7 protein-coding genes are annotated in these 14,234 nt (G+C 71.9%); 2 read left to right on the top strand and 5 right to left on the bottom strand.

Going from position 1 to position 14,234, the window contains the following annotated elements; all coding sequences use genetic code 11:
* Positions 1 to 187: 187 nt before the first annotated feature.
* The 4 genes from ACWD0J_RS32985 to ACWD0J_RS32970 all read right to left on the bottom strand — a co-directional run bounded on the left by ACWD0J_RS32985 (position 188) and on the right by ACWD0J_RS32970 (position 6,199).
* Entirely contained in the window at positions 188 to 571 is a 384-nt protein-coding gene (locus ACWD0J_RS32985) for a DUF779 domain-containing protein (protein ID WP_451499529.1), read from the bottom strand.
* 106 nt (positions 572 to 677) lie between these two features.
* Positions 678 to 3,608, bottom strand: coding sequence for an ATP-binding protein (locus ACWD0J_RS32980; RefSeq protein ID WP_451499528.1), 2,931 nt, complete (start codon positions 3,606 to 3,608; stop codon positions 678 to 680).
* 214 nt (positions 3,609 to 3,822) lie between these two features.
* Positions 3,823 to 4,821 carry a (-)-alpha-amorphene synthase gene (locus tag ACWD0J_RS32975; RefSeq protein WP_451499527.1) on the bottom strand — a complete coding sequence of 333 codons (999 nt, stop codon included), beginning with the start codon at positions 4,819 to 4,821 and terminating at the stop codon, positions 3,823 to 3,825.
* Positions 4,811 to 6,199 (bottom strand): cytochrome P450, encoded by a 1,389-nt coding sequence (locus ACWD0J_RS32970; protein WP_451499526.1) that lies wholly within the window; start codon positions 6,197 to 6,199, stop codon positions 4,811 to 4,813. Before ACWD0J_RS32970 ends, ACWD0J_RS32975 begins: the two co-directional genes overlap by 11 nt.
* Before the next feature lie 477 nt (positions 6,200 to 6,676).
* On the opposite strand from ACWD0J_RS32970, the gene ACWD0J_RS32965 reads away from it, so the two are divergent.
* Together ACWD0J_RS32965 and ACWD0J_RS32960 are read left to right on the top strand one after the other, a co-directional pair.
* Positions 6,677 to 7,435 (top strand): IclR family transcriptional regulator, encoded by a 759-nt coding sequence (locus ACWD0J_RS32965; RefSeq protein ID WP_451499525.1) that lies wholly within the window; start codon positions 6,677 to 6,679, stop codon positions 7,433 to 7,435.
* A 99-nt stretch (positions 7,436 to 7,534) separates the two neighbouring features.
* Positions 7,535 to 8,770, top strand: a complete 1,236-nt coding sequence (locus tag ACWD0J_RS32960; RefSeq protein WP_451499524.1) for a PP2C family protein-serine/threonine phosphatase — start codon at positions 7,535 to 7,537, stop codon at positions 8,768 to 8,770.
* 37 nt (positions 8,771 to 8,807) lie between these two features.
* Here the strand turns inward: ACWD0J_RS32960 and ACWD0J_RS32955 are convergent, their stop codons facing one another.
* Positions 8,808 to 14,006: a family 43 glycosylhydrolase gene (locus ACWD0J_RS32955; RefSeq protein ID WP_451499523.1), complete on the bottom strand. Its 5,199-nt coding sequence runs from the start codon at positions 14,004 to 14,006 to the stop codon at positions 8,808 to 8,810.
* Positions 14,007 to 14,234: the final 228 nt, after the last annotated feature.

Raw genomic sequence — 14,234 nt, 5'->3', positions numbered from 1 at the left:
GCGGCGCCGGCCGGCGCCGCCCCCGCCAGGGCCGCACCGGCCAGCGTGCCGAGCGCCGCGAGCGACGCCAGGACCGATCTGCCCGCCGTGGACCGTCTTTGACGTCGTGTCACCGTGCCCCCTGATGTCTCGTCAGCCGTGCAGGACTCGGGGGAAGTGCACCAGAGGACCGGGACCGGCGCGATGTCTAGGCGCCGACGACCCGCGAACGGGTGAGGAAACGCACCCCCTCGGGTGCCTCCAGGGAGAAGCCGCTGCCCCGGCCCTCGACGACGTCGACGATCAGCCGGGTGTGGCTCCACAGCTCGTACTGGCTGCGCGACATCCAGAACATGACCGGCTCCTCGACCCCCTCCACGGCCAGCTCCGCGAGCAGCACGTCCGAGCCGCCGGTGCGGAACTCGCCGGCCAGGTAGCACATGGGGGCGCTGCCGTCGCAGCAGCCGCCGGACTGGTGGAACATCAGCGGCCCGTGCGTCGCGCGCAGTCGGCGGAGCAGGTCGGCGGCCGCGGCGGTCAGCGCGACGCGCGGGACCTCGTCGTACGGGGTGGGTGCGGATTCCTCGTCCATGGTCCCGACTGCAACACGGCGAAGGTTGCGAGAGGGTTGCGCCCGGCCCGGCGGTCAGGGGGCGTACGGCGTGGAGCGGGCCCGTCCGAGGTGAGCTGGGCCCGGCTCAGTACCGGGGGCGCGGAAAGGACTCCAGGGCGTCGGCGAGGCCCGCCGGGTCGGTGCCGACCTTGCGGTAGACGGAGGAGAGCAGATGCCGTACGCCCTGCTCCGTGAGGCGGAGATCCTTGGCGACCACCGCTGTCGGGTGGCCGTGGGCCGTCATCTCGGCCGCCTTCCGCTCGTGCGCCGTGAGCGTGTCCGTCTGCGCGTAGCGCAGGGGCAGCGGCCGCAGTCCCGCCGCGGAGAGCTCCGCCCTGGCCCGGCCGGCGAGCGCCTCGGCGCCGCAGTGGACGGCTCCCTCCAGGCCCTGGTAGAGCCGGTCCGCGGCGTCGTGCAGCCGGCCGTTGCGGGAGAGCGAGGCTCCGTGACCGACCAGCGCGCGGGCGAGGTCGTAGGCGGCGGGCGACCGCTCCAGGTGTTCCACGGCCTCCGCGTGCAGATCGAGTGCGGGCCGCCCGCCGGTCACCTCGGCCAGGGTGTGCAGCGCCTGGCCGATCGCGGACGCCGCGCCGAAGTCCCGGGCACGCTTGACGGCGTCCTGGGCGTGCCCGATGGCCCGGCCGGGCGCCGAGCGAGCCAGCGCGGACGCCAGGTGCAGCTGCCAGGGGCACCAGGCGGGGTTGCGCCAGTCCCGTCCGTCCAGCCAGTCCCCGACCTCGGTCAGCAGCCGCTCCGCCTCCGTGCGGCGTCCCTCCGCCAGCAGCAACTCGGCGTACACCGTGCGGGGATCGGGGTAGATAACCGCGTTCGGGACCACCTCGCCGTAGCGGTGGCTGTCGGCGAGGCGGCGGGCGTCACCGGTCCGTCCGCGGGCCAGCAGCGTCTGGATGAGGATGCCGATGGCGAACCACTGGGCGGGCACCGCCCCTTCGACCCGCTCGGCCGTGCGCAGGCCCTCGCGCACCCAGTGCTCCGCCTCCGCCAGACAGCCCCGGCGGTAGCGGATGTAGGCGAAGAGCGTCTGGCCGACGGCCAGATGGGAACCGCGCCATCCCTTGGTCTCGCACTCCGCCATCCCCTTGGTGAACAGCTCTTCGGCGCGGCGCGGCTGGTCGCAGTACATGAACGCCAGGGCGACCGAGACGGGCACCTCGAAACCCCGGTTCTCGTCGGTCCAGCTCATCCCGCCGCGCAGGGCGTCCTCGGCGTGTTCGAGGACCGTCTGCCGGGGCTCGCCGCGCAACAGGGCGTCCCACGCGCGCAGGCCCAGGATGCAGCGCTCCTCCAGTCCGCGTGCGGCCGGACGGCCCCGGCCGGACAGCTGCGCCGCCAGCCGGGTCAGCCTGCGGGAGCGGGCGGACGAGTCGGGCTCGTCGGTGCGGAACATGCTCCAGACGAAGTGGTCGGCCTGCATCCGCAGCCGCACCCGCGCGTTGGCGGCCGTCCGGGCCTCCTCGGCGGCCACGGTCGCGGCCTCCGCCATCCGGTCGGTGTGGGCCAGCGCCTGGGTGAGCCGGTACACGATGGAGGCCCGCAGCCCGGGGTCGTCCCCGGACTCCGCCAGCGCCGCGCGGAGATGGTTCACGGTGGCGGTGGGCTCGATGAGGAACGTCGAGCCCGCGAGTTCGTGCAGCAGGGCGGCGCGCTCCTCCGGCAGGGGCGGCTCCTGCAATGCCCGGGTCAGCAGGCGGCGGGCGGCTTCCGGAGCGCCGGAGCGCAGACACTCCCGGGCGGCCTCGCGCAGGCAGGCCACCGCCTCGGGCTTGCCCTCGCAGGGGACCTCCAGCAGGTGCCGGGCGGCCGCGGTGGGCCCGTGCCCCGCCGCGCGGACGGCCTCGGCGGCGGCGTTGTGGAACCCGACCCGCCAGGCCGACGGGATGGACCGGTAGATGGTGGTGGCGATCAGCGGGTGGACGAAACCGAGACCACCGCCCGGCCCCGGCTCGTCGGCCAGGATGCGGGCGTCGCGCAGCCTCTCCGCCGCCTCGGCGGCGTCCTCGCGGCCGATCACCGCGATGGCGGCGGCGAGTTCCGGCGAGAAGGGCGCACCGAGGACGGCTCCCGCGTGCGCGAATCGGACGGTGCTCGTGCCGAGCCGCTGGAGCCGCTCGATCAGCCCCGGCCCCTTCACGGCGGCGGCGAGGACGCGCATCGCGGGCAGGTCGTCCCTCGTGCCCCTGATATTCCGCCGGCCGAGCCGGATGGCGAGTTCGACGGTCTCGAACGGGCTGCCCCCGGTGACCGTCCAGCACTCCGCGCAGAACCCGTCCTCGGCGGTGTCCCCCACCTGCTCCCTGACGATCCGCGCCACGCCCGCGGTGGTGAGCGGCGCCAGGGCGCAGGGGCGACTGCCGTGACCGTCGGCCAGGGCACGGAAGGCGGCCGCCTCGCACGGCAGTTCGTCGGGCCGGTAGGCGACGACGATCAGCAGCGGCAGGTCCGCGGCCCGGGGAGCGAAGGAGGTGAGCCAGCCGAGGGACTCGGCGTCGGCCCAGTGCAGATCGTCGAGGAGCAGCACGACGGGTGCCTTCCTCATGACCGCCAGCCGCGTCATCACCCAGTCCAGCCCGTCGCGCACGCCGGTGGGGTCCGGCACATGGTCGGTGTCCGCGGCCTCCAGGCCGAGCGCGGCGGCCACGATGCCGTACCAACTGCCGAGGAACGCCCGGCGTTCCGCCTCCTCCATCGACGCCAGGGCGGGCTGGACGAGCTGGCGGACCACGTGGAACGCCAGCTCCTGCTCCGCCTCGCCGCCCCTGCCGGAGAGCACCCGGAACCCGTCCGCCGTGGCGCGGGCCCGTGCTTCCGTCATCAGCGCCGTCTTGCCCAGCCCCGCCGGACCGGTGAAGGCGAGCAGCCCGCCGTACCCGGTGCGCGGTCCGCCGTCGGCCACGGCGCGCAGGTCCGACAGCGCCGCGTCGAGCGTCGCCAGTTCCTGACGGCGCTCCAGCAACTGCCGTGACCGGGTGATCGGTTGCCGTGACCCATGCGCCATCTGCCCTACCGCTCTCTGTCGTTCGACCACCGGGAGGCAGCGCAGAGCGTACGCCTCACGGGGAGCGGTGCGGACGAGTTCGCGAACGGGCACACCAGGGAGGGTGAATCACCCGCAGTCGTGGCGTGCGAGGCCCGCCGTGCGGGTAACGTCGGTCGGATGCACCTCCCTCGGGAACGCGGTGACGGAAGACCTCACGCGAGCGTGTGAGGGCCTACGGCATCGCGGGTGCCGTCGCGGTGTCCGCGTACCGCGGCACGGTGCGGGACCAGTGATAACACCCGCGGATCCAGCCGATCATGCCGTCCACATAGCCGAGGGCCGCGGGGCTCAGCGTCGGTTCGATCTCCGCGTAGAGACTCTCGAACTCGCTGATGGCGCCGTTGATCTGCTGGACGGCGAGGGTGACGGCGGCCGGCAGGGAGCAGCGGTGGGCGCGCTGGTGGGCGAGTGCCAGATTGATCATGTCGCCCGCTCGTTGTTCCTTCACCGCGGAGAACAGGTCCGCCGTCCACACGGCCGCGTCGACCGACAGGCGGCTCAGGCGCCGCATGACCGGGTGATGCAGTTCCTCGGGGGCGGACTCGGTGGGCTGCGCCGCCTCGTACAGCGGGTAGAAGGGCTCGACCCCCGCGGTCAGCGACCGTATGGAGGTGCACAGCCCGGTCCGCAGCGGGAAGGGGCCGTTCTGGGCCACCGACTCGTACAGCAGGCCGTGCACGTACTCACGGCTGCTCCAGGCCCAGCGGGCGGCCTGGGCCGGTGTGCACCGTTCCTGGACCTGTCGGTACAGGTCGGCCAGGGCCGTCCCGAGGACGGTGGTGGGCGGCCGGCCGTCCCGCAGGATCGCGACGCTCTCGCACAGCATGGGCAGCAGCCGGTCCGGCCATCGCCGGCCGGTCTGTTCCGCCCGGTCGTCGAAGACGAACTGGTAGGCGATCTGGTTCGCCACGATCTGGAGGATGTCCGCGTCCACGCCCGGGCTGGTGCAGGAGGCGAGCTCGGCCGGGCGGGTGGAGGAGAGCATCGCGGTCACCCCCGGTTCGCCGCTGAGCCCCTGCTCCCGCAGCCATTGCTCGACGCCCGCCACCGCCGCGGACTCGTGGGGGTTCCTGCGGAACGCGAAGGGCATGTGGAGACGGGCGTCGACCAGCTCCTTCAGTGTGGTGTGGGGTGTGCCGGGCCGGGCGAGCGTGCTTTCCTCATGCGTCATCGACACCGTGGTCACCTGCCGTTCGGGCGTCCGGAACTCGAAGGGCGACGTCACCCCGGTGTGCGGGCGCGTCGGCGCGGGCCGGCTGCACCGTCGTACGACCGCGTGGTTCACAGGTCATCACCAGCGACCTCGGCCCCAGGGTCACCGCCGGGCGCGGCCGTTCGACGGGGCCGGGCGGGTGGCGCAGCCGCCAGCGGCCGGCGATGACGGCGACGGCCACGACCGCCTCCGTCATGGCGAACGCGTCGCCCAGGCACTTGCGGCTCCCCGCGGCGAACGGGACCATCGCGCCCTGCGGTCCGGGCGCGGCCTGCCCGGGCAGCCAGCGGTCGGGGAGGAACCGGTCCGGGTCGGGGAACGACGCGGGGTCGTGCTGGAGGAGATAGGGGCTGTAGAGAACGGTGGATCCTTTGCGGAGGGGGTGTCCGGCGAGCCGGGTGTCCCGGGTCGTGACGCGGGTGAAGAGCCAGCCCGGAGGGGAGTGACGCAGCGTCTCCGTGACGATGTTGCGGGTGTGGACGAGGCGCGGCAGGTCGTCGGCGGCGGGGCGGGTGCGCCCGGCGAGGACGGTGTCGAGTTCGGTGTGCAGGCCACGCTCCGCCTCCGGGTTGCGGGCCAGCAGGCCGAACGCGGAGGCCAGACACAGGGCGGTGGTCTCCACTCCGGTCAGCAGGAGCGTGATGAGCTGGTCGTGGACCTCCCGCTCACTGGCCGGGGGCACCGCGTCGCCGTCGTCGCGCGCGGTCTCCAGCAGTGTGCCCAGCAGGTCGTCGCGGGGGGTGCCCCGGCGGCGCTCGGCGATCACGCCGTCGATGATCGTGTGCAGGCGGGCGACCGCGTGCCGGTAGCGGCGGTTCGCGGGGGTGGGCAGGCGGAAGACGCCGTCGAGCGGTACGACCGTGCGCACGAACAGTCCGCGGACGACGTCCGCGAGACAGTGCCGCACCTCGGCGGACCGTGCGGCGTCGAGGGAGCCGGAGAAGAGGACGCGGCTGATCACCCGTGTGGTCATGGCCGTCATGGCGGCGCTGACGTCGATCTTCCGCCCCGCCTGCCACGCGCGGGACACCGCCTCCGCTTCCTCGGCCATCAGGTCCGTGTGCTCGGCGACGCGGGACGGGCGGAACGCGGGCTGCAGCAGCCTGCGCTGCCTGCGGTGCTCGGCGTGCGGGCAGGTGACGACGCCGTCGCCCATCAGCAGCCGCAGCCTGTCGTACTGCGTACCGCCCTTGTCGAAGGTGCGGGTGTCCCTGAGCATCTCGTGGACCAGCTGCGGGTGGCACACCACCCAGGCGCGCAGGGGGCCGAGCCGTATCTCCACCAGATCGCCGTGTGCGGGCAGGGAATTCAGGAATTCCAGCGGGCGGCGGAACAAGGCGATACCGTGGGTGAGAGGCGGGAATATGCTGGGAGCAGTACCCACTGTCCACTTTCGCTCCGGTTCAGGGACAAAGGCGCTCATCGAATACCACCTGTCTCAGCGGAAACACAGAATTCGGTGATGTTTCACCGACTTGGTACTTGAAGCATGTCCTGCCCAGTTCAGCCTGCGCACTCATGTGCGGAACCCTTTCTCCTGGGGGGCGCACGGGAGCACGGAGAAGCACTCGGGGAATTCGCGGCAGGGACTCATTCGCATCGCGCGTCGATTTACGTCCCGCTGCTTCGCCTGCGTCTCTCCGGCACGGGGAATTCCCATCGCTTCATCGGTTCATCGAGATATTGGTCCACCGCTCCACCGCTCCACCGCTCCACCGATCTCCGATCCACCGATCCACCGATGACGAGAGCGGCCCCTGCCGGACCGGGCGCGCACCTTGCTTGCGCGGTGCGCCGGGCGCACGCTGGTCGTATGGCTGCGCACGACGGCCCCACGCTCATCACCTCGGTCCAGCGGGCACTGCGGCTGCTGGAGGCGGTGAGCGCGCACGAGAACGGCGCGCCCGCCAAGCAACTGGCGCGGGAGACGCGGCTGCCCCTGGGCACCGCCTATCACCTGCTGCGGACGCTGGTCCACGACGGATACCTGCGCAAGCTGGACGACGGCGGGTTCGTGCTGGGCGACAAGCTGCGGACGCTGCACACCACCGGCCGCGGACAGGCGCTGCTCAGCCGGGTCCGTCCCACGCTCGCCGCGCTGCGGGACCAGCTCACGACCGCCGCCTACCTCACCTTCTACGAGGAGGGCGAGATCCGGGTCGCCGAGATTGTCGACGGCCCCCGGACACCTCGCGTGGACCTGTGGGTGGGGTTCGAGGACGCGGGGCACGCCACCGCGCTGGGCAAGTCGGTGCTGCGGGAGATGGACGACGAGGCCCGTAAGGACTATCTCTCCCGTCACCACCTCGCCGACCTCACCCCACGGACGATCACCAGCCGCCCGGAACTGCTGCGGCGGCTCGACTCCTCACCGGTGGCCCCGGCCGTCACGGACGTGGAGGAGTACGCCCTCGGCACGGTCTGTGTCGCCGTGCCCGTCTACAGCGGGGACACTCTCGGCTCGCTCGGCGTCTCCCTGCCGTCGGACCGGCTGTCCCGGCTGCCGGAGATCCGGGACCGGCTGCTCCCGGCCGCGAGCCGCGTGACCAGGAGCCTGTCGCTCACCATCTGAAATCCCCCTCCTTGTGGCAGCCGCCCGGAACCCGTTCCCTGGAGGAAACAGGCATTTCGGATGTGTGCCCTGCGCACAGGTGAGGACTGCGGACGGAACATGACTCAGGCCCGAGACCACGGCGGCGACCACCGCTCGGCACGGCCGTTCAGGCACCGAGCGGCAGGTTCCGGGGCGTCGGCCCTCAGACACGCCGCCGCGCAGCTGGCCGCCGGGACGCCCGTCCTGCCCGTGCTGATCGTCGCGGTCATCGTGCTCGTCGACCTCGTCGGCGGGCCGGGCATGATCTGGCTGCCGCTGCTCGCGGCCGGCCCCGCGCTGGCCGCCACCACCAACGGGCCGCACGGTGTGTGCTGCGTCGGTCTGCTCGCCGTCGGACTGGGCTGGGCGCTCGGGATCCGGGACGGGGTGCCGGGCCGCGAGCTGGCCGTCGTCCTGTCCGCCCTGGTGGCCGTCACCCTGGCGAGCGGCCTGGCCGGTGTGCTGCGCGGACGGCGTGAACGGGTGCTCGCCGCGGTCCGTTCCGTCGCCGAGACCGCCCAGCACGTACTGCTGCGGCCCGTGCCGGAGACGGTCGGCCCGTTCCAGGTGGCCGTCCGCTACAGCGCCGCCGCCGCCGAGGCCCGGATCGGCGGGGATCTCTACGCGCTGATACCCACCCCGTACGGCGTCCGGCTGATCGTGGGCGACGTGCGGGGCAAGGGACTGCCGGCCGTGGGCACCGCCGCGCTGGTGCTCGGTGTCTTCCGCGAGGCCGCCTACGACGAGCCCGACCTCCTGGCCGTCGTCGACCGGATCGAACGGAGCCTGGCGCGCAACCTGGGTCACGACGACTTCGTCACCGCCGTGGTCGCCGGATACCCCCGGGAAGGGCAGCTGGAGATGGTGAACTGCGGACATGCGCCACCACTGCTGGTCCGCGCGTCCGGCGGCGTCACGGCCGTGGAGCCCACGCAGCCGGCTCCGCCCCTCGGGCTGCGGGCCCTCTCGGGCCAGACCCCCGGCCTTCAGGTGCTGCCCTTCGAGGACGGGGACCAACTGCTGCTCTACACCGACGGGGTCACCGAGGCCCGCGACCGCCGCCGCGCGTTCTACCCCCTGCTCGACGGGCTGGCCCGCCACGTGTGCGAGGACCCGGCGCACACCGTCTCCGCGCTGCACGACGAACTGCTGGCCCATGTGGGCGGTCGACTGCACGACGACGCGGCACTGCTGCTGATCCGCAAGCCCGCCGTCCCCGGACAGCGGGCTGCGGAGGCGGCGACGGCCCCTGCGGCGACCGCTTCGGCGGCGGCCCCTCTCGAACCGGCGTACGGCCGGAACGAGAACCGCTGACGGACGGCCGCAGCGGCCGGCCGTCAGCGACTGGTCGTCACGTGCCGATGGTGATGATGCCCGCCGTCGCCGCGCCGGTCCGGTTGTCGTGGACGACGTCGCCGGTGGACTTCTTCCAGATCCTGATGCGGAAGGTGTCCGGGCGGTCGGTGGCCGTGACGCGCACCCCGTAGCCGCCGGTGCCGTTGACCGTGCCGGAGCCCTGGAACTGGGCTTCGGAGCCGGTGACCACCAGCCAGTCCAGGGAGGTGGAGCGGAACTTCAGCTTGGCGGCGGCGTAGTCGAAGGTGGCGTTGCCGGCGGGAGCCGTCGCCCCCTTCTTGTACGTGGCGCCGAAGGAGAAGTGCGCCGGACCGGTCAGGGTGGGCTTGGCGGGGTAGGCGCCGGCCGGAGAGGCGATGATGCCGGCGCCCGCGACGGGACCGGCCGCTCGGTCGAAGACGATCAGCTCGGGGAGCGTCGTGCTGTCCGAGGCGCCGTCGTCGTCGGTGACGGTGAGCACCGGGCGGCGGATGCCCGCCTTGGTGTAGGCGTGGGTGGCTTCGCAGCCGGAGGCGGTGACCGTACCGGTGGTGGGTGCGGTGCCGTCCTTCCAGTCGACCTCGCAGGTCTGGGTGTCGGCGGCGCCCGGGTCGGTGAAGCCGGCGCTCACCGCCACGCTCCCGCCGACGGACACCGGGGCCGTGGGCCCCTCGGCCGAGGTGATCACCGGGGCCGCGTTGCCGACGGTCACGGTGAGCGTGTCGCTGCTGCGGCCACCGGTCAGTGTGACCTTGTACGTGCCGTCGTCGGCGCAGGTGATCGTGGTGAGGACGGCGCCGGGGTCGGAGAAGGCGCAGGTTGCTCCGCTCTCCACCGTCCACGTGGGGTCGCCGGCTCCGGAGAGGGTGCCGGTGAGGGAGATCGCGCCCCCCTCGGTGCCGCTCGCGTCCGGACCCGCGTGCACGACGGTGACCGGGGCGATGCTCGTCAGGGTCGGGACGACCTTCTTGATCAGGCCGTCGGAGCCGAACTCCAGCTTGTCGATGGTGGTTTCGCGGTGGGTGCCGTCACCGCCGGGGATGGCGAAGCGGTGGTAGGCGATGTACCAGTCGTCGGTGTTCGGCACGTGGACGACGGAGTGGTGGCCGGGGCCCTTGATGCCGAGGGAGAGGTCCTTCTCCAGGATCACGCCGCGCTTGGTCCACGGGCCGGTGGGGGAGGAGCCGGTGGCGTAGGCGACGCGGTAGTTCTCGTCCCGGGTGTCGTTCTCGGACCACGTGAAGTAGTAGGTGCCCTTGCGCTTGATGACGAAGGTGCCCTCGTTGTAGCCGCTGGGGGTGATGTCCTCGACCTTCGAGGCGTCGAAGGAGACCATGTCGTCGTTCAGCGGCACGACGTACGCCCGGCCGTTGCCCCAGTAGAGGTACGCCTGCCCGTCGTCGTCGGTGAAGACGGCCGGGTCGATCATCTGGCCGGTGTAGGCGCCGCGGGCGATCAGCGGCTTGCCCAGGGGGTCCTTGAACGGGCCGGTGGGCGAGTCGGCGACCGCGACGCCGATGTTCGTGTCGGCGGAGTAGTAGAAGTAGTACTTCCCGTTCTTCTCAGCCGTCGTCGGCGCCCAGGCCCTGCTGTCGGCCCAGGTCACGTCCGGACCCAGGTCGAGGATGACGCCGTGGTCCTTCCAGTGGACCAGGTCGGTGGAGGAGTACGCCTTGAACTGCGTGCCGCTCCAGCCCGGGAAGCCGTCGGTGGTCGGGTAGAGGTAGAAGGTGTCGCCGAACCGGACGATGTTCGGGTCGGCGTTGAGCCCGGGCAGGACCGGGCTCCTCATCTCCAGTGCCGTGACCGTCCAGGTGCGCCTGGCGCCGTCCGAGCCGGTCACCTGGTACGTCACCGGCTCGGTGAAGTCGTGCAGCGTGCCGGAGGCGGGGCTGATGGACGCGCCGTGGGCGAGGGTGAACTCCGGTGCCAGGGCGGTGAGATCGCTGCCCTCGGCCAGCGGCAGAGTGATCTTGCTGCCGGCGTCGTCGATGATCGCGTCGGTCTTCAGCGCGGGGTGGGCCGCCGCGGCGATGCCCGTGGTGTTGCCGCTGAGCTCCAGGACCTCGGCGGGCGACAGGGCCCGGTTGTAGATCCGGAAGTCGTCGACCTCGCCGCCGAAGTAGGGGTCGGGGGAGTACAGGGACCTGCCGATGTAGCCCGAGTAGCCCTTGGCGGGGTCGTAGAGCTCGGACGGCTTGATGGTGACCCCGGTGGCGCGGGCCGCCTGGATGCCGTCCACGTAGAGGACCGCGGTCTCGGTGGCGCTGTCCACGGTGACGGTGACGTGCTGCCACTCACCGGGGGTGAGCGGGGAGCCCGCCGTCATCTGCTTCTCGCCCGACCAGGTGGCCTTCGTGATCGCGGAGAAGAGCTTGCCGCCGCCGTTGGAGGGGGAGGCGAAGAGGTACTTGTCGCTGTCGGGACCCAGGCCGAAGAGCCACTGGAAGTTGTCCCCGCCCTTCCACTTGACGTGGGTGGAGACGGTGACGCTGTCGGCGTTCTTCAGGACGCCGTTCGGGATGGTGACGTACGGCGAGGTGGTCGAGCTGCTGGTACCGCCGGACATCTTGAACGAGCCGCCGTCGACGCCGGTGCCGAAGTCGGGTGTCCGCACGTACGTGCCGTGGTAGCCGTGGCCGCTGGTGTCGCGGGCGATGTTGCCGCCGGTCTCGTCGAAGTCGTAGTCCAGGAGCAGGTCGGCGGGTACGTCGGGGCCTTCGGCGGAGACCGTGACCTCGGCGTTCAGGATGGTCCCCCCGGGCAGGGTGCCCGTCACCGTGAAGGTGCCGGCCTGTGCGTACGCGGCGTCCGGTACGTCCGCCCAGTCGACGGAGACGGGACGCTCGACGCCGTCGGCGTACGTCGCGATGACGGTGGCCGGCAGGACCGGCGCTTCACCGATCCGGGTCTTCGCCTCGATGTCCTCGACGCTCTCCACGAGCTGGTCCGGCTGGTAGGCCCGCAGCAGGCGGTCGTACTCGGCCTGGGTGACCGGGAGCACCGTGCCGTGCCGGGGCTTGGCGGGCAGGTCGTAGCCGGTGGACGGGGTCCAGGCGCCGGAGCCGAGGTCCGTCGTCTCGAACGGGATGTAGCCGCGACCGCCGAACTCGTCGAGGAACGCGTACCACTTCTCCTCGGTGTTGGACTTGAACACCAGGGGCCCTTCGGCGGCGTTCATCGCGCCCTTGCCGATGCCCTCGGCGACCGCGGTCCAGGACGTGTCCAGGAGCGAGTCGCTCTTCTCCTCGAAGACGAACTTGCTGTTGGGCGTGGAGGAGGTGTTGTTCCGCTCGTCCTTCGACAGGCGGAAGTACGTTCCGTCGTGCTGGATCACCGTCGAGTCGATGACCGAGTAGCCGCGGTCGATCCAGACCTTGGGCTCGCTGAAGGTGTGGAAGTCGCGGGTGGTCGCGTACATCATGCGGTTGTACGTGTCGCCGGAGTGCGCCGCGTTGTCGTACAGCTTCGACGCCCAGAAGACCACGTACGCGCCGAGCTTCGCGTCGTAGTACGCCTCCGGCGCCCAGGTGTTGCCCGCGCTGTCGGGGGAGACCTTCACCAGCCGCTGGTCCGTCCAGTGCACCAGGTCGGTGGACTCCCAGACCATGATGGACTTGCTGCCGGTGCGCTGGGAGGCGTCCCAGTCGCCGTTGCCGTAGATCCTGAGGTCGGTGGCGATCTGGTAGAACTTGTCGCCCTCGGGGGAGCGGATGATGAACGGGTCGCGCAGGCCCTTCTCGCCGAGCGTGGAGGTCAGGACCGGCTTGCCGTCGTTCAACTCCCGCCAGCGCAGCGGGTCGTTGCCCTTGCTGAGGGCGGCGTACAGCTGCTCGCCGTCCGCGGTGCCCTCGCCGGTGAAGTAGCTGAACATGTAGCCCTTGAGGGCTTCCTCGGCAGGCAGTTCGGGCACCTTGGCGGGGAAGACGCGGGTGGCCTGCGCGTCGCCCTTGGTGACGGTCGCGGTCAGCTCGACGGTGGTGGCGCCGGCGCCGTGCGCCGGGCGGTGCACGACCCCGTCGGCGGCGATGACGTCCGGGTTGGCGGAGGACCAGGTGACCCGGGTGGCGAAGTCACCGGTCGCGGGGAGGGTGAGGTTTCCCCTGACGTCGTCGAGGTTGCGGACGGACAGGGCCTCGGCGGCCTGTCGGGTGGCGGTGGCGTCGTCGAAGGCGGCGGGGACCGTGACGTCGAAGCTCTTGGTGGCGGTCGCGGTGCCCTTGGTCAGGGTCGCCGTGAGCGTGGCGCGTCCGTCCGGCTCGCCGGAGGCGGGACGGGTGACCTTGCCGGTGGCGGACACCACGGAGGGGTTGTCGCTCGCCCAGGCGATCCTGGAGCCGCCGGCCGTGCCGGTGGCCGGCAGGGTCAGGTCGGAGACGACGGCGCCGGTGTCGCCGAGGGTGAGGGCGGCCTTGTCGTCGGCGAGGCCCTGGGTGGCCACGGGGAGGGAGAGCTGCTCGACCTCCGGGCCGGCCAGCGCGCGGTCGTACACCCGGAAGTCGCGGATCCTGCCCTTGAAGAGCTTGTCCCCGGGATACACGGACTTGCCGACGTGGTTGGCGGTGGTGGTGCCGGCGCCGATGGCGCCCGGGGTGATGGTGACCGCCGTGTTGCGGGCCACCTCCACGCCGTCCTCGTAGAGCACCCCGGTGGTGCCGGTCTGGGTGTAGGTGACCTGCTTCCACACTCCGCGGGTCAGGCTGCCGGAGCCGGACGGCCGGGTGGTCTGCTCGGTCGACCAGTTGCCGGTGGCGACGGAGGTCCGGAAGCTGTCGCCGGTGGTGAAGAGGTAGCCGTTGCCGGCGGTACCGCTCGTGTTGCCGAAGCCGTAGAGGAAGTACGGGGTCGCCTGGGCGGAGTCGATCTTCACGTCCATCGAGACGGAGATCGACGTCATGCCGCTCATGATGTTGTCCGGCACCTTGACGTAGGTGTCGGAACCGTTGAAGGCGAGCCCCTGCCCCGTCCCCGACCAGTCGGCGGTCCCCCTGACCGTGCCGTCGCGGCCGTTGCCGGAGGCGTCGGTGACGGTGCTGCCGGAGGCGGCGTCGAGCTTGTACCAGAGGGCCAGGCCGTCGGTGACGTCCGCGGTGTCCGCCGCCTGCGCGGGGAGGGCGGGCGCGGCGAGGCCCAGCAACAGCGACGCGGCGGTCAGGCCGGCGACACGGCCCGCCCAGCGTCTCGCGCGGCTGCGCGGACCTGCGATGTACGTCATGTCGGATTCCCTGCTGAGGCATGGCTGACGGAGGAAGGAAGAAGGCAAGGGGGAGGCGGGCCGGGAACCGGGGGCCGCGACCGCGGGCACCCTGTTTCGGCTCTGTGACGTCGTGTTGCGAGAGTGTCAATCGGGGTGTGGCGCAGCGTCAAGGGGTTTCGAACGATGTCCGGCAGGCCGAACAGTCCTGGACCTCGCGCCTGAGCCTCCCGCACGGGCGGGAAGGGG

Source organism: Streptomyces sp. NPDC003011, assembly GCF_053591515.1.
The sequence above is the reverse complement of the archived record's forward strand: the minus strand, read 5'-3'. Positions and strand labels throughout refer to the sequence as shown.

Coding starts and splice junctions, on each gene's coding strand:
- ACWD0J_RS32985 (WP_451499529.1), bottom strand. CDS start 571: ATGGACGAGGAATCCGCACCCACCCCGTACGACGAGGTCCCGCGCGTC.
- ACWD0J_RS32980 (WP_451499528.1), bottom strand. CDS start 3,608: ATGGCGCATGGGTCACGGCAACCGATCACCCGGTCACGGCAGTTGCTG.
- ACWD0J_RS32975 (WP_451499527.1), bottom strand. CDS start 4,821: ATGACGCATGAGGAAAGCACGCTCGCCCGGCCCGGCACACCCCACACC.
- ACWD0J_RS32965 (WP_451499525.1), top strand. CDS start 6,677: ATGGCTGCGCACGACGGCCCCACGCTCATCACCTCGGTCCAGCGGGCA.
- ACWD0J_RS32960 (WP_451499524.1), top strand. CDS start 7,535: ATGACTCAGGCCCGAGACCACGGCGGCGACCACCGCTCGGCACGGCCG.
- ACWD0J_RS32955 (WP_451499523.1), bottom strand. CDS start 14,006: ATGACGTACATCGCAGGTCCGCGCAGCCGCGCGAGACGCTGGGCGGGC.